Below are 15,727 nucleotides of genomic sequence, written 5' to 3'. Positions count from 1 at the left end.
CCTCGCAAATCGCCTCCGCATCGGTGGTGTCGTTCTTCTGCCGCTTGACGTAGGGCTTCACATAGGCGGGAGGCATCAACCGCACCGTATGCCCCAACGCCTGCAGTTCGCGGGACCAATAATGGGATGATGCGCAAGCCTCGATCCCTACCAGGCACGGCGACAACTTCTCAAAGAAGGACAGCACGAAACGGCGCTTGAGCTGGCGGCGGATCACCACCTGACCGGTTCCATCGACGCCATGCACTTGAAAGACCGACTTCGCAATATCCAGACCAATCGTCGAAATTGACTGCATAGGCTGCTCCTCCGAATCGTGGGAGCCTCAAACGGCGCCACTCCTTGGCACTCTCGTGCCCGTGGAGGAGCCGTCCACAGCATCAAAAGGCGACATCACACACGTGGTTTGATATTATCAAGGAGGTTAACAACTAAGACGGCCGTAGGGGAAAGAGGTTATGAGTCCGCTCAAATATGTCTGGGCTGCGCTAATCGGTTTTGCCGCGATGATAATATTCGTCGTCTCGGCCGCCTTTTTGATCCTGTGGCTGACCACTTCTCGAGTTGTTGCACATAGCTGCGCCCATATGCCGACGCCAATCAACGACTGCGGCGGATGGTCTGCATTGGGATGGGTCGTCACGGTTGTTGCAGGATGTGCTGCTGTCGGTTTGTTCATAGGGACATTCGTGGGAACGATGGTGGGGATCAGCTTCTTCCGGCGACACCAAAGATTGAACCCGACCACCGCAAATTGAGCCGACTCCGACCCCAAGCGCATGCACGTTAGGGCTAAGAGGTCGGCATCGGGTCATTTTCGGCGGTTTCAGCAGGGATTGTCGGTTGGCGCCCTAGAGCCCATTGCCGCCGAGATTCCACCCGCGGCCGCCCTCGCCAAAGATCTCGTAGCCGGTCGGCGTCACCGCGACCGTGTCCTCGAGCTTGATGAAGCCGCGTGTGGGATGCTTCATCGTGGTTTCGATCGACACCACCATGCCGGGCTCGAGCGGTTGGCGGGCATCGACATCATCATAGGGGACCGGACCCTTGGCGGTCAGGCGAGGGGCCTCGTGGCTGACGAGACCCATGCCGTGGGCGAGGAAATCGGTGCAGCCGCGCTGGCTGATCTGGGCGAGCTGCCGCTCGGCCGCGACATAGATATCGCTGCCGAGGGCGCCCGGCCGGACCGCGGCGAAGGCCGCGCGCTGCACCGCCTCGATCTCGGCGAGATAATCTCTCAGCTCGGTGTCGGGATCGCCCTGCACAGCCATTCGCGCGAGGTCGCCGATATAGCCGTGATAGTTGCCGCCCGAGTCCAGCGACAGGACATCGCCTTGCTCCCAGCGCTGCGCCGAGGGCGCGCGGTTATGGCTGTTGCCGCAGGCCAGCAGGCAATACTCGAAGGTGAGCCCGCGGTTGACCTCCGCAACGCGCAACGCGTCCGACAATTGCTGCTTGGTCGTGCCCGGCCCGTGCCGCGCGATCACCTCCAGCATCGAGGCGACGACCAGTTCGGAGGCCGTCTTGAGTTTTGCCAATTCGTCCGCCGACTTGACCGCGCGCAGCCGCTCCAGAACCAGCAACGCGTCCTTGAGCTCGGCGCCGGGCAGGGCATCGGCGAGCGCGCGACCCGCATCCATCGGCAGGAACGCCATCTCCACCCCGACCCGCTTCAACGGCACACCGGCGTCGCGGATCAGGCCTACGGCTCGCATCACTGCATCCACCGACCCGTTGGACTCGGTCCGGACCTGCGCCACCCAGGGCGGCGCCACGGCACGTTGGTGAGTCTCCAGACGATGACCGACATAGACGGCCTTCTCGGGCGCGCCCTTGGGATAGACCAGGACCGGCAGATAACGGCTGACGCCCATCGCATCCATGTAGTCGAAGAAAATCGCGCGCTCGGCGCCGAGCAGGTACTGCACATTGTGCTTGGAGGTCGCGACCAGGACGTCGAGGCCGGCGGCCTCCATCAGACGGTCGAGCTTGGCGGCATCGAAGGGAATGGCGTGGGACTCGGCTCCGCGCGCGAGATGCTCCTGCATGACGAACCTCCCATGGCTGGCGCGGCCTTCAGGCCTGCGTCTGTTATCTTGGCTTGCGGGTGGCAATATTGGGTCGGGAGCAGGGGGTCTAGGTAGCCCAGGATTGGCTGGCCTGACCTGCACTCCTGGTCGGCGAAGCGCAACAACGGATTGCCGAAACCGGCCTTGAACGAGAGTGACCGCGCAGGCGCATTTTGGGCCGGCGGGCGCCATCAACGAGAGCGCGCGGCTGCAGCCGCTCGCGCGATCTTGAGCTTCCGTGCAAGGGCGCTCACTGCCGGGGCGAGGAGTGCTCCCTTGCAAGCGGATGTCTCGCCGGCTTGATCGTTACGAGGCAAGTGGCAACGGCTCTCCGGCGTGCGACGTCAAGCGCTCCTCCGACCCGTGACGAGCCCGTAGAGGAAAAGGAGTATCACCGAGCCAATGACGGCTCCGATGAACCCCGTGCTCTCGCCCGCGCGATACCACCCGACCGCTTGCCCGAGGTAGGTCGCAACAAACGCACCAACGATACCCAGGATGGTGGTGAGAATGAACCCCTTCGGCTCATTGTCGCCCGGCATGATGAACTTGGCGACGACGCCGACGATGAAACCAATGATGATTGTCCAGATGATGCCCATATCCGCTCCTCATGCGATCGGAGTTCTCCAAGGCTGAAAACGGGCCAGCGAGCTGAAGCTGGCTGGCATGATCTTGAGATGCCACCGGGCAGCCGCAGGTTGATTTACGTCAATGATGGTATCCCAGCTACGAGCGCGATCTGTCGCGGCCAGCAGACCCGATGCCTCGCCATTATTTGCCGCGCGCAGGACTGGGCTCCGCGCGCGAGATGCACGACGAACCTCCCATTGTTACGGTGCCGTAATCTTCGCTGAGTTGTGCGTCATCGGAACGGTGCATTTTTGGGCGGCAGGCGCAGTTTTGACCAATGTCGAAATGATAGCGGCGTCAACGAGCGCGCGCGGCTGCAGTGCTCGCATGATCTTGAGCCTACCTGCGGGGGCACTCACCAACTTTTGGTCAAATCGCACGACCGATTGCCGAAGGCAGCATTCCCTTCTGACGTCCGATCTATAAATCTCCTCTCGACGCAACACTGGCCGCGCGAAGTCGGGAGCGACCAGGACTTCACCGAGCGGGTATCCGTCACCCCTCGAACCACACAATATCCAGGGAGCGCAGGAGGCAGGGCCGTGCGGCGATCGTCCGCGCGCAACGCTTACTGCTGGTCTGGATGCCGCGGAGACCGCATGCGGCCGCCGCGGGGCGAGGAGTGCCGAATGGGTATCGTTCGTTTTGCTCTGCGATTTCCCCACACGTTCTACGTGGTCGCGGCGCTGATCATGTTTCTGGGCGCCGTCACGATCTTCGAGATGCCCACCGACGTCTTTCCGGAGATCAACATTCCGGTCGTGACCGTGATCTGGAGCTACACCGGTCTCAGCACGCCCGAAATGGAGCAGCGTGTCACCACCTACAGCCAGTACTCGATCAGTTCCAACGTCAACGGCATCAGGAACATCGAGGCCCAGACGATGGCCGGCCTGTCGGTGCAGAAGATCTACTTCCAGCCCGACGTCAATCTCGACCTCGCCATCTCGCAGATCGTTTCCGCCACCAATGCCATCCGCGCGCTGATGCCGCCGGGCATCCAGCCGCCGGTCGTCGTGCAGTTCAACGCGTCGAGCGTGCCCGTGCTGCAGATCAGCCTGAGCTCCGACACGCTGAGCGAACAGCAGCTCTACGACTACGGCATCTACCGCATCCGCCAGCAACTGGCGCCGATCCCCGGCATCACGCTGCCGACGCCGTCGGGCGGAAAATACCGGCAGATCATGGTCGATATCGATCCCGCCAAGCTGGTCGCCAAGGGGCTGACGCCGCTCGACGTCGTGAACGCGGTCAACGCCCAGAACCTGACGCTGCCGGCCGGCACGGCGAAGATGGGTGACAAGCAATATGTCGTCCGCACCAATGCGACGCCGCCCTCGATCAAGGACCTCAACAACATCCCGATCAAGGTCGTCAACGGCGCCACCATATTCGTCAAGGACGTCGGGCAGGTTCACGATGGCTGGCTGGTGCAGCAGAACGTAGTGCGGCAGAACGGCCGGCGTTCGGTGCTGCTCGGCATCATCAAGAACGGCAACGCCTCCACCGTCAGCGTGGTCAATGCGGTCCACAAGGCCCTGCAGACCGCACGTGCGGCGGCGCCTCCGGGCCTGCAGATCAACGAATTGTTCGACCAGTCGGTGTTCGTCAAACAGTCGGTGGAGGGCGTGCTGCGCGAGGGCGCCATCGCGGCCGGGCTGACCGCGCTGATGATCCTCCTGTTCCTGGGATCGTGGCGATCGACGGTCGTGGTCATGATCTCGATCCCGCTGTCGATCCTGACCTCCCTGATCGTGCTCTACTTCCTCGGCGAAACCCTGAACACGATGACGCTGGGCGGATTGGCGCTGGCGGTGGGCATCCTCGTCGACGATTCCACGGTCACGATCGAGAACACCCATCGTCTGCTCACGGAGGAGGGGCTGCCTTTGCCGCAGGCGACGCTGCACGGGGCGGCCGGCATTGCCGTGCCGACGCTGGTGTCGACGCTCGCGATCAGCTGCGTGTTCACATCCGTCGTCTTCCTCGACGGGCCGGCCAAGTATCTGTTCACGCCGCTTGGCCTCGCCGTGGTCTTCGCGATGCTGGCGTCCTACGGCCTGTCGCGAACGCTGACGCCGATCATCATCGGCCTGCTGCTCAAGAGCGAGCACCATGGCCCAACCGGCGCCGCGCCGCGCGGCCCGTTCGCGCGCTTCCATGCGGCCTTCGAGCGGCATTTCGAGGCGATGCGTCACGCCTATTCGCGCTCGCTGACCGGTCTGATCGAGCATCGCTTCATCATTCCGGCGGGGATGATCGCCGTGCTGGCGCTCGGCGCCGTGCTCTATCCCTTCGTCGGCCGGGATTTCTTCCCGGCGATCGACGGCGGACAAATCCAGCTTCACGTCCGCGCCCCGGCGGGAACCCGGATCGAGAACACGGAAAAGATCTTCCAGCAGGTCGAGGACAAGATCCGCCAGGTCATTCCCGACAAGGACCGCGCATTGATCGTCGACAATATCGGCCTGCCGGCGCGCTCCTATAATCTGGCGTTCAGCGACGGCTCGACCATCGGCGTCAATGACGGCGTGATCCTGGTTTCGCTGAAGGAGGGACACCGGCCCACAGCCGATTATGTGCGCAAGCTGCGCGAGGTGCTGCCGGCCGCGTTTCCGGAGGACACGTTCTACTTCCAGGCCGCCGACATCGTCACCCAGATCCTCAATTTCGGGCTCCCGGCCCAGATCGACGTGCGCACCGTCGGCTACGACAAGGCGAACAATCTGAAGGTCGCCAACGAGCTGCGTCAGCGCATCGCCGCGATCCCGGGAATTGCCGATGCCCATCTGCAGCAGGAGGTGAACGCGCCGACCTTCTATGCGGATATCGACCGCACCCGTGCGGCGCAGCTCGGGCTCAACGCCAACACGATCGCGACCAACCTCAATGTCAGCCTGAGCTCCTCGGAGCAGGTCACGCCGAACTTCTGGACCGACCCGACCTCGGGAATTCCCTATTATCTTGCAGTGCAGACGCCGGAACGAGAGATCAGCTCGCTGAACGATCTCGCCAATACGCCGGTTTCGACGTCGCTGGCGTCAGTGCAGACTGACACGCCAATTCCCGGCCTGCTCAGCAACGTCACGACGTTCCGGCGCACCACGACTCCGACCAATTCCAACCAGGTCAATGTGCAACCGGTCTACGAGGTCTATGCCAGCGTCCAGGGCCGCGATCTCGGCAGCGTGGCGAGCCAGATCAGCAAGATCACGACCGATCTCCAGAAACAGCTCAAGCCGGGCAACACCATTCAGGTGATCGGCCAGATCCAGAGCATGAACAGTGCTTTCATCAATCTCGGCATCGGTCTCTTGTTCGCCGCCGTCTTCGTCTACCTCCTGATGGTCGTGAACTACCAGAATTTCGGCGATCCCTTCGTCGTCATTCTGGCTCTGCCGGCGACGCTGTGCGGGATCCTGACGATGCTGTTCATCACCGGCACAACGCTCAACGTGCCGTCGCTGATGGGAGCGATCATGGCGGTGGGCGTCGCCTCCGCGAACTCGATCCTGCTCGTGACCTTTGCGCGCGAGCAACAGCTTGCCGGCAAGACCGCCTTCGAAGCCGCGATCGAGGCCGGCCACACCCGAATCCGGCCGGTGCTGATGACCGCGGCCGCAATGATCGTCGGCATGATCCCGATGGCGATCGGTGCGGCCGGCGAGGAGCAGAATGCCGCGCTCGCGCGCGCCGTCATCGGCGGGCTCCTGTTCGCGACGCCGACGACGCTGCTGGTCGTGCCCTACCTGTTCGCCATGCTGCGCAGGGGCAACGACGGCAAGACACATCACGGGGTATTTGACGAGGTGCTGGAATGAACTTCAACGGACCATTCGACGCTGAGCGCGTGACCGAGACGGATCGGGGCAAGGAGACGGTCGCGCCGGAGCGCAGGCGGAGTTGGGGAGGGCGCCTCGCCGGCTTCGGCCTCGTGCTGGTCGCCGGCGCGGCGCTCGCATCCGGCGCATGGAGCCACTATGCCGAGCGCCGCCAGGTGCTCGCGACTGCCGCACAGGAGCGCAACTTCGTCCCGCAGGTCCGCGTTGCGACGGTTGAGCCCAGCGACAATATCGAGGTCGTGACGCTGCCGGCGACGACCTCGGCCTTTGCCAGCGCCAACATCTTCGCCCGCGCCAGCGGCTACATCGGCACGCGCGCGGTCGACATCGGCGACCACGTCAAGGCAGGCCAGCTCCTCGCCGAGATCGTGGCCCCCGAGCTCGATCACCAGATCGCCCAGGCGGAAGCGACGCTCGCCCAGCTCAATTCGTCGCTCCAGCAGGCGCAGGCCAACCGGGAGCTTGCCAAGGTCACCTGGGATCGCGATCGGCCGCTGGTCGACAAGGGCTGGGTCACGGCCCAGCAAGGCACGATCGATGAGCAGACGCTCAAGGCCCAGGAGGCAGCCGTGTCGGTGGCACAGGCCAACATCAAGGCGGAGGACGCGCAGCTTCAGGTGCTGCGCCAGCAGAAGCTCTATCAGCGCGTCGTGGCGCCGTTCGACGGTGTCATCACCCAGCGCAACATCGATGTCGGCAGCCTGGTGCAGGCCGACGCGACCTCGGGCACGTTCATGTTCACCCTGCAGCAGGGCCATGTGATCCGTACCCAGGTGTTCGTTCCGCAGGACGCGGCATTTGGCCTCAAGCCCGGCATCGCCGCCGTGGTCCGCGTGCCCGAGATTCCGGACCGCTCCTTTCCAGGCACGGTGACGCGGATCGCCGACGCGCTGCAGCCCGGCTCGAGAACGCTGCTCACCGAGGTCGACATCCCGAACCCCGATGCCGCGCTGGCCTCGGGGATCTACTGCACCGTCGAACTCCACATTCCACGCAAGACGCCGAGCTACCGGATCTCGGCGGACGCGCTGATCTTCAATGCCGGCGGCACCCAGGTCGCCGTGGTCGAAAACGGCGTCGCGCATCTGAGGAAGGTCCGCGTGGTGCGCGACCACGGCTCCGAGGTCGAAGTCGACAGCGGCGTCCGCGCTGGCGACCAGGTCATCCTCAATCCGTCGGTCGATCTGGCCGAGGGTGCCAAGGTCCAAGCCAAGCCAACGACTGCCGTGTCGTAGGCCGCTAAGCTCGGATCGCCCAGGCTCCGCTTACGACGGCCCGTGCCGTCGTTGCGGAGCGGGGGGACATCACTGATCCTTCTTTTCGCCCATGTGATGGGGAGCAGACGTGCTCGGGCCGCCAGTGTAGTGGTGGCCTGCCGAAGTGGAGCCCTTCGAGGAGCCGACCGTCTCCTTCTTGCCCATGTGGTGCGGGACCTCGGTCTTCGGGCCTCCGCTGTAATGATGGCCGTTCTTTTCCTTGTCGGTGGTCTGGGCCATCGCAGGAACGGCCAACAGCGAAAGAATGCCGACGGCTGCCAGGAACTTCTTCGTGATCATGTTCGGTCCTCCGATGAAAGACCCGCAGAATAGACTCGACCGCGCCGTGTTCGCATTGAGCCGGCTCAACGAACGAACGTTTCGCAGCGCTCCGTGCGAGTATCCCTTCGTTGACTTGCGTCAACCCGAAGTCGCTTCAGATCGGCATTGTTGGATCAATCAATCGCAGGAGAACGCCGATGCGCACTTGGACTCTCGCTTCAGCGCTGTTGCTTACAACCTTGAGCCACCCTGGTCTCGCTCAGTCGCCTGCCGACCACCAGGCCCATCATCCCGACCAGAAGGAGGAACCCACGGCCAAGCCGACCAGTCCATCTGAGACGCCACGCGGCGCGGTGCCCTCGCAAGGCATGATGGGCGGCAACATGCCGATGTCGGACATGATGCGGATGATGGGCATGATGCGGCAGTCCGGCGGCGATGGAATGGGCGGCATGGAGACCATCGATCGTGTGGAGGGCCGGATCGCGTTCCTCCGGACGGAGCTCAAGATAACCGACGCACAGCAGTCGGCTTGGAATGCGTTTGCCGACGCGCTGCGGACCAACGCCAAGACGCTGGGAGACATGCGCAGTTCGATGATGTCGCAGCAGAGCGCTGGGTCTCCAGACCTCGTCGAAAAGCTTACATTGCAGGAAAAGTGGCTCGTGGCGAGACTGGAAGGAACCCGGGCGATGAAGTCGGCGCTCTCGACTCTGGTCGCGACGTTTTCCGACGAGCAGAAGAAGACCGCCGACGAACTGCTCGCGCCGCAAATGGGGATGATGCCGATGATGTCGGGGATGCGGGGCGGGGGCACGATGGGCATGGGAATGCCGGCCCGCAAGTCGCCGCAATAACCTCGATTGGTCAGGTGGGATCTCCCTGGTTTGCGGCCAAGTCGCCGCTTGATCTTGGTCAACAACGATGGCAACGGCGCGCCTATGTTTCCAGAAAGCACAGGAGCGCGCCAATGTCGGTGCAGGACCATTCCGGGTATCGAGAGCGCCCTCAAGAGGGCATGTCCACCAAAGCCAAGGCGGGCTTGGTCCTGATGGGATTTCTGGTCATCGCCGCCACGCTCTTGTTCACTGAGCAAAGGGCCCACGTGCTCGGATTGCTGGTCTGGCTGCCGCTCCTCGCCTGTCCGCTGATGCACGTCTTCATGCATGGAGGACACGGCCACCATCACGGCGGCGGTCGACCGAACGATCAAAGGAGCGTGTGATGCACGACTCCGCGCCCGCCTACGGCCTCTGGAGCCTCGTCGTCGTCAATTCGGCGGTCTTCATTCTGTTCGCCTACAGCTTCTTCAAGCCGCAGACCTCCCGGGACTGGCGCTCGTTCGGCGCCTTCAGCGCGTTTCTGGTGGCGCTGTTCGTGGAGATGTACGGCTTCCCGCTCACGATCTATTTCATGTCGGGTTGGCTGCAGTCGCATTACCCGAACGTCGACTGGTTCTCCCATGATGCCGGCCATCTGCTCGAGATGATGTTCGGCTGGAAGACCAATCCACGCGCGGGCCCCTTCCACATTCTGAGCTTCGCCTTCATCGCCGCCGGATTCATTCTCATCTCTGCCGCATGGAGAGTGCTCTACGACGCGCAGCAGACAAGGAGCCTCGCCACGACTGGTCCGTACAGCCATGTGCGCCATCCGCAATATGTCGGCTTCATCCTCGTCATGTTCGGCTTCCTGCTGCAGTGGCCGACCATCCTCACGCTGGCGATGTTTCCGGTGCTTACGATCATGTACGTGACACTCGCGCGAGACGAGGAGCGGGACGCCAGGTCAGAGTTCGGCGAGGCCTACACGAAGTACGCCGCGGATGTACCGGCATTCATTCCCCATCTCGGGCGGCGGTTCGGTCACGGCTCTTCCCGCGGCTATCGGCACGGCTGACCTACGCGCAGCATATGCCGTCGGACGGTTAGCTCGAAAGGAAGTCGATGAGCGAGCCTGTCTTCACCGCCAAGGCACTGACCAAGACCTACGCCTCGGGCGAGGTGATGGTGCGTGCCCTCAACAACGTCGATCTGGAGATCGCCGAGAGGGAAGTGGTGGTGCTGCTCGGGCCATCGGGTAGCGGCAAGACGACGTTGCTCAACATCATGGGCGGCCTCGACCGGCCGACCAGCGGCAGGCTGTTCTTCCGCGACCTGGATCTGACCGATCTCGATGACCGTGAATTGACGAAGTATCGCCGCGACCATGTCGGCTTCGTCTTCCAATTCTACAATCTGGTGCCGAGCCTCACCGCGTACGAAAACGTCGCGCTGGTCACCGAGGTGGCCAAGGACCCGATGCGTCCCGCCGACGCCCTCGCGCTGGTCGGGCTCGAAGAGCGGATGCATCACTTTCCCGCCCAGCTATCTGGCGGCGAGCAGCAGCGCGTCGCCATCGCGCGCGCGATCGCAAAGCGCCCGGCGGTGCTGCTGTGCGACGAGCCGACCGGGGCGCTGGACTCGAAGACCGGCATCCGCGTCATCGAGGCGCTGCTCGGGGTCAACCGGCAGCTCGGGACCACCACCGTCATCATCACGCACAACGCCAGCATCCAGGACGTCGCGGACAGAGTGCTGTTCTTCGCGGACGGCAGGATCTCCAGGATCCGGGAGAACGAAAGCCGGCGGGAAGCGGCCGAATTGACCTGGTGACGGCATGACCGCACTCGATATCAAGCTGTTTCGGGATGTCAGGCGGCTCTGGGCACAGGTCCTTGCCGTCGCGCTGGTCGTCGGAGGTGGCGTCGCCACCCTGGTGCTCGCCGTCGGATCGCATCGTTCCCTCGAAGAGACGCGGATCGCGTACTACGAACGCTACGGCTTCGGGGACGTGTTCGCTCAGGTGAAGCGCGCACCCAAGGCGCTCGCCGATAGGATAGGGGAGATACCGGGCGTCGCGGCCGTCGACACCCGCATCGCCAAGCCGGCGCTGCTCGACGTCCCCGGCTTCTCCGAGCCGGCCAGCGGGCATTTCGTTTCGCTGCCCGACAACGCCGAGCCACGCCTCAATCGGCTCTACATGCGCTCCGGGCGACTTCCCGAAGCGGGACGGGCCGAGGAGGTGGTTGTCAACGAGCCGTTCGCTCGAGCGCATGGTTTTTCCGAGGGGGCGCGGTTCTCGGCCGTCCTGAACGGAAAGAAGCGCGAGCTCGTCATCGTCGGCACGGCGCTTTCACCTGAGTTCGTCTACACGGTCGGACCAGGCGACCTGATGCCGGATGACCGGCGCTACGCGATCGTCTGGATGTCGGAAAAGGCGCTCGCCGGCGTCTACGATCTCGACGGCGCCTTCTCGGCGGTGTCGGTCAAGCTGCAGCCCGGCGCATCCGAGCGCGAGGTGATCTCGCGGCTCGATGGTTTGCTCGACCCGTACGGCGGGCAGGCGGCCCACGGCCGGAAGGACCAGACCTCGCACGCCTGGCTCGACCATGAGCTCGACATGCTCAACAACATGAGCCGCACGCTGCCGCCGATCTTTCTGCTGGTGGCCGCGTTCCTGGTCAATCTCACCCTGACCCGGCTGGTCGCGCTCGAGCGCGAGCAGATCGGCCTCCTGAAGGCACTGGGCTATTCTGATAGCAGCATCGTGCTTCACTATTTCAAGTTCGTCGTCCTGATCGTTGTGATCGGAGTAGTCTTGGGCGGCATCGCCGGCACGTGGCTCGGGCTGCGCGTCACAGCCTTGTTCGGCGACTTCTTCCACTTCCCGTTCCTGGTGTTCGCGAAGGCGCCGGATCTGTACGTCACCGCCGGTGCGCTCAGCGCGGCCGCCGCCGCGATCGGTGCGCTGCGGGCTCTGCGGGAGGTGGTGAAGCTTCCACCCGCCGTCGCCATGCAGCCGCCGGCTCCGCCGGTCTATCGGCGGCTGCTTCCGGCGATAATCCAGCTCGACCAGATCGTGTCGCAACCGACGCTGATGATGGTCCGCAACATCGCGCGGCACCCGGTCCGGGCCGCATTCACGGCGCTCGGAATGGCGCTAGCCACCGCGATCCTGGTCGTGTCGCTGTTCACCCGGGACACGATGGAGCAACTGATCGACGTGACCTATTTCCTCGCCGACCGGCAGGACGCGACCCTGGGCTTCGTCGAGAAGCGGGTCGAGAACGTCGTCGAGCAAGTGAACAGGCTTCCCGGCGTTCTCGCTGCCGAGCCGTTCCGCGAGGTGCCCGTCCGGATCCGCCATGGCAACGTCGAACGGCGGATCACGATCAGCGGCCGGCCTGCCGGTGCCGATCTGAGGCGCATCATCGACGTCGACCTTCGGCCGGTTGCGCTGCCTGAGACCGGTCTCGCGATCTCCAGCATGCTCGGACATATCCTCGGCGTCGGAGCCGGCGACGCCGTCGAGGTCGATCTGTTGGAGGGCGCCCGCCGCACCGTGACGATGCCGATCGTGGCGACTGTCGAGGACTACTTCGGTATCAGGGGGATGATGGACATCGAGGCGCTCCGCAACCTGATGCGCGAGGCGCCTGTCGTCAACAGTGTCAACCTGAGCCTCGACGAGAACCGGAAGGAGGACTTCTACGCGGCGGTCAAGTCCATGCCGACGGTCAGCGGCGTGGCACTGCAGAGGGTGTCGCTGGTGAACTTCCGCAAGACCGTCGCGCTGCTCGTCACCACGATGGCGAGCATCTACACCGGGCTCGCCGCCGTGATCGCGTTCGGAGTGGTCTACAACAACGCCCGGATCTCTCTGTCCGAACGTGCGAGGGAATTGGCGAGCCTGCGTGTGCTCGGTTTCACGCGCGGCGAGGTGCTGCGAATCCTGCTGCTCGAGCTCGCCATACTGACGCTGATCGCCCAGCCGCCCGGGTGGGCGATGGGCTACGGACTCGCATGGGTGATGAAGACGAATTTGGCAGGCGAACTGATGCGCGTCCGCCTTGTCGTCGAGCATTCGACCTATGTCGTCGCCACGTCCGTGGTGGTGCTGGCGGCGGCCGCCTCAGCCGCGGTCATCCGCGAACGTATCGACAAACTGGACCTCGTCGCAGTCCTCAAGACGCGAGACTAGCCATGCCGGCCAACTGGACCAAGCGTATCATCGGTGCTGCGGCCCTGGCCGCGATCGCAGGAGGGCTGGCCTGGTTCGCCTGGCCCCGGCCGGTTCTCGTCGATCTCGCGACCGTTGCGAAGGGGCCGATCGAAGTCACGGCGGATGACGACGGCAAGACCCACGTGCGCCACGTCTACACCGTCTCGGCACCCATCGCAGGAAAGGTCTTGAGGATTTCGCATCCGCTCGGCGAGCAGGGCCCATCGCTTCACGTTGGCGACGAGGTCGTCGCCAACCAGACTGTCATAGCTTTGATGCAGCCCACGCTGCCGGGCTTCATCGACGTACGTTCTCGCGACCAGCTTCAGGCCGAGGTTATGGCTGCCGATGCCGCGATTTTGCAGCAGGAGGCCGAGGTGCAGCGGATCGCGGCCGCGCTCGATTTTTCCAAGACCGAGTTCCAGCGGGCGCAGGCGCTCTCGCGGACGCAGACCATCTCGGCTCAGGCGTTCGACAAGGCGAAGTTCGACGTGGCCACCAACGAGGCCGCCTTGGCGAGCGCCAAAGCTCAGATCGATATGCGTCGTGCGGTGCGTACCAGCCTGGCCGCCCGCTTGATGGACCCGGCCAACGCCTCGCCGTCGTCGGAACCGGCGTGCTGCGTCCGGGTCCTCGCGCCGGCCAGCGGACGGGTGCTGAAGATCATCCAGGATAGCGAGGCGGCGGTGCTGCCGGGAACGGCGCTCGTCGACATCGGCAATCCGCTCGATCTGGAGGTCGTGGCTGACCTGCTCTCGACCGACGCCGTCCAAATCAAGGTGGGCGCGCTCGTCCGGATCGACGGCTGGGGCGGGCAGCCGATCAAGGGCAGGGTGGTGCGTGTCGACCCTGCCGGCTTCCTGAAGGTTTCGGCGCTTGGGATCGAGGAGCAGCGCGTCCGGGTGACCATCGACTTCGCGGATCCGCCCGAGACGTGGGCTTCGCTAGGACACGACTACCGCGTCATCGTCCACGTGACCACCTGGAGCGCTCCGGATGCTCTGACCGTGCCAATGAGCGCTCTGTTCCGAAAAGGCGACCAATGGGCCGTTTTTGCCGACGAGAACGGCCGCGCAAAAAGCGTCCCGGTGAGCATCGGCCATCGCAACAACCGGACGGCCGAGGTTCTCTCCGGGCTCGCAGCGGGAGACCTGGTCGTGTTGCATCCCAGCGACCGGATCACCGACGGAAGCAGGATCGCGCGGCGGGAAGAGCGCTGATCGTCGATGGGCGGCCGCCGCAAGCTTCGATCCCATATCTGGAATTCGCATAAGGTATATTATGGAATATATTTATATATAATTAGATCAGATATTTAGGTCGAATTCCTACCATGGCGCATTCGATCCGGGTCGTCGCCGCCACCGAGCCGCTACTTTGCATGGGGTTGCTTTGGCATTTTTGCAGCGGACCCTGTTCGGGTCGTTGCATCGTCTGAAAGCCGATATTGCCGCGGCTCTGTGTGGCTGCAATAAGCGAAGCCTCGCGAGATCGCAGATGACCTCATGGCCTTCCGTCCGTATAGGTTTGCGTCTCAGAACAACAACAAACGTTTCCCTGAGGGAGCAAACCCTATGAGCTTTTCCCGACGCACGCTTCTCAAGGCCTCTGCCGCCACCGCGGTCCTGGGCGGCATTGGCGCGCCCCATGTGGCCCGTGCCCAGAGCGCCGAGTTCACCTACAAATACGCCAACAACCTGCCTGACTCGCATCCGATGAATGTCCGCGCCAAGGAGATGGCGGCGGCGATCAAGAGCGAGACCGACGGCAAGTTCGACCTCCAGATCTTCCCGAACAACCAGCTCGGATCTGACACCGACATGCTGAGCCAGATCCGGTCCGGCGGCGTCGAGTTCTTCACACTGTCGGGCCTGATCCTGGCCACGCTGGTTCCGGCGGCCTCGATCAACGGCATCGGCTTCGCCTTCCCGGACTACGACACGGTTTGGAAGGCTATGGACGGCGATCTCGGCGCCTATGTCCGCGGCGAGATCAAGAAGGCCGGCCTCGAGGTCATGGACAAGATCTGGGACAATGGCTTCCGCCAGACCACGTCGTCGACCAAGCCGATCACCGGCCCGGAGGACCTCAAGGGGTTCAAGATCCGCGTGCCGGTGTCGCCGCTGTGGACCTCGATGTTTAAGGCGTTCGATGCGGCGCCCGCTTCGATCAATTTCAGCGAGGTCTATTCGGCGCTCCAGACCAAGGTGGTCGAAGGCCAGGAGAACCCGCTGGCGATCATCTCGACCGCAAAGCTCTACGAGGTGCAGAAATACTGCTCGCTGACCAACCACATGTGGGACGGCTTCTGGTTCCTGGCCAACCGCCGCGCGTGGGAAAAGCTGCCGGCGGACGTGCGCACCATCGTCGCCAAGCACATCAACGCCGCGGCCGTGAACGAGCGTGCCGATACCGCCAAGCTGAACGCCAATCTCCAGCAGGAGCTCGCCGGCAAGGGTCTGACCTTCAATCAGCCCACGGTCGCGCCGTTCCGCGACAAGCTGCGCACCGCCGGCTTCTATGCCGAGTGGAAAGGCAAATATGGCGAGCAGGCCTGGGAGCTGCTGGAGAAGGCCGTCGGCAAGCTGTCGTAACGCGTTGG

Annotated in this window: 14 protein-coding genes; 10 read left to right on the top strand and 4 right to left on the bottom strand. The window is 63.7% G+C overall.

The window, feature by feature from the left end:
- A partial coding sequence (locus tag K289_RS0107685) for a transposase (protein WP_027550963.1) occupies window positions 1-298 on the bottom strand: 298 nt, incomplete at its 3' end.
- A gap of 160 nt (window positions 299-458) precedes the next feature.
- Here K289_RS0107685 and K289_RS48510 point away from each other — a divergent pair.
- On the top strand, window positions 459-758 hold the full coding sequence (locus K289_RS48510; protein WP_084788567.1) for a hypothetical protein: 300 nt from the start codon (window positions 459-461) through the stop codon (window positions 756-758).
- Window positions 759-851: 93 nt separating this feature from the next.
- Here the strand turns inward: K289_RS48510 and K289_RS0107680 are convergent, their stop codons facing one another.
- Window positions 852-2,048, bottom strand: a complete 1,197-nt coding sequence (locus tag K289_RS0107680) for a Xaa-Pro peptidase family protein (protein WP_027550962.1) — start codon at window positions 2,046-2,048, stop codon at window positions 852-854.
- Window positions 2,049-2,413: 365 nt separating this feature from the next.
- Window positions 2,414-2,671: a GlsB/YeaQ/YmgE family stress response membrane protein gene (locus K289_RS0107675; RefSeq protein ID WP_027550961.1), complete on the bottom strand. Its 258-nt coding sequence runs from the start codon at window positions 2,669-2,671 to the stop codon at window positions 2,414-2,416.
- Between the two features lie 660 nt (window positions 2,672-3,331).
- On the opposite strand from K289_RS0107675, the gene K289_RS0107670 reads away from it, so the two are divergent.
- Both K289_RS0107670 and K289_RS44035 read left to right on the top strand, forming a co-directional pair.
- Window positions 3,332-6,523, top strand: a complete 3,192-nt coding sequence (locus K289_RS0107670) for an efflux RND transporter permease subunit (RefSeq protein ID WP_027550960.1) — start codon at window positions 3,332-3,334, stop codon at window positions 6,521-6,523.
- Window positions 6,520-7,779, top strand: a complete 1,260-nt coding sequence (locus tag K289_RS44035) for an efflux RND transporter periplasmic adaptor subunit (RefSeq protein ID WP_035684086.1) — start codon at window positions 6,520-6,522, stop codon at window positions 7,777-7,779. Before K289_RS0107670 ends, K289_RS44035 begins: the two co-directional genes overlap by 4 nt.
- 69 nt (window positions 7,780-7,848) lie before the next feature.
- Here the strand turns inward: K289_RS44035 and K289_RS0107660 are convergent, their stop codons facing one another.
- Complete coding sequence (locus tag K289_RS0107660; RefSeq protein ID WP_027550959.1) at window positions 7,849-8,100, bottom strand: hypothetical protein; 252 nt, start codon at window positions 8,098-8,100, stop codon at window positions 7,849-7,851.
- A 179-nt stretch (window positions 8,101-8,279) separates the two neighbouring features.
- Between K289_RS0107660 and K289_RS0107655 the strand changes: the two genes are divergently transcribed.
- From K289_RS0107655 to K289_RS0107625, 7 genes are all read left to right on the top strand, one after another.
- Window positions 8,280-8,939 carry a Spy/CpxP family protein refolding chaperone gene (locus tag K289_RS0107655; RefSeq protein ID WP_027550958.1) on the top strand — a complete coding sequence of 220 codons (660 nt, stop codon included), beginning with the start codon at window positions 8,280-8,282 and terminating at the stop codon, window positions 8,937-8,939.
- Between the two features lie 113 nt (window positions 8,940-9,052).
- Window positions 9,053-9,307: a DUF2933 domain-containing protein gene (locus K289_RS0107650; protein ID WP_027550957.1), complete on the top strand. Its 255-nt coding sequence runs from the start codon at window positions 9,053-9,055 to the stop codon at window positions 9,305-9,307.
- Entirely contained in the window at window positions 9,307-9,981 is a 675-nt protein-coding gene (locus K289_RS0107645) for an isoprenylcysteine carboxylmethyltransferase family protein (RefSeq protein WP_027550956.1), read from the top strand. Before K289_RS0107650 ends, K289_RS0107645 begins: the two co-directional genes overlap by 1 nt.
- A 47-nt stretch (window positions 9,982-10,028) precedes the next feature.
- Window positions 10,029-10,736: an ABC transporter ATP-binding protein gene (locus K289_RS0107640; protein ID WP_027550955.1), complete on the top strand. Its 708-nt coding sequence runs from the start codon at window positions 10,029-10,031 to the stop codon at window positions 10,734-10,736.
- Between the two features lie 4 nt (window positions 10,737-10,740).
- Window positions 10,741-13,104, top strand: coding sequence for an ABC transporter permease (locus K289_RS0107635; RefSeq protein WP_027550954.1), 2,364 nt, complete (start codon window positions 10,741-10,743; stop codon window positions 13,102-13,104).
- A gap of 2 nt (window positions 13,105-13,106) precedes the next feature.
- Window positions 13,107-14,345, top strand: a complete 1,239-nt coding sequence (locus K289_RS0107630; protein ID WP_027550953.1) for an efflux RND transporter periplasmic adaptor subunit — start codon at window positions 13,107-13,109, stop codon at window positions 14,343-14,345.
- A 354-nt stretch (window positions 14,346-14,699) separates the two neighbouring features.
- A complete protein-coding gene (locus K289_RS0107625) occupies window positions 14,700-15,719 on the top strand; it encodes a TRAP transporter substrate-binding protein (RefSeq protein ID WP_027550952.1) in 1,020 nt (339 codons plus the stop codon).
- Window positions 15,720-15,727 lie beyond the last annotated feature (8 nt).

It is taken from the genome of Bradyrhizobium sp. Cp5.3 (assembly GCF_000426265.1).
GTDB classification, from domain to species: domain Bacteria; phylum Pseudomonadota; class Alphaproteobacteria; order Rhizobiales; family Xanthobacteraceae; genus Bradyrhizobium; species Bradyrhizobium neotropicale.
This window is presented reverse-complemented; position numbering and strand designations above follow the sequence as displayed.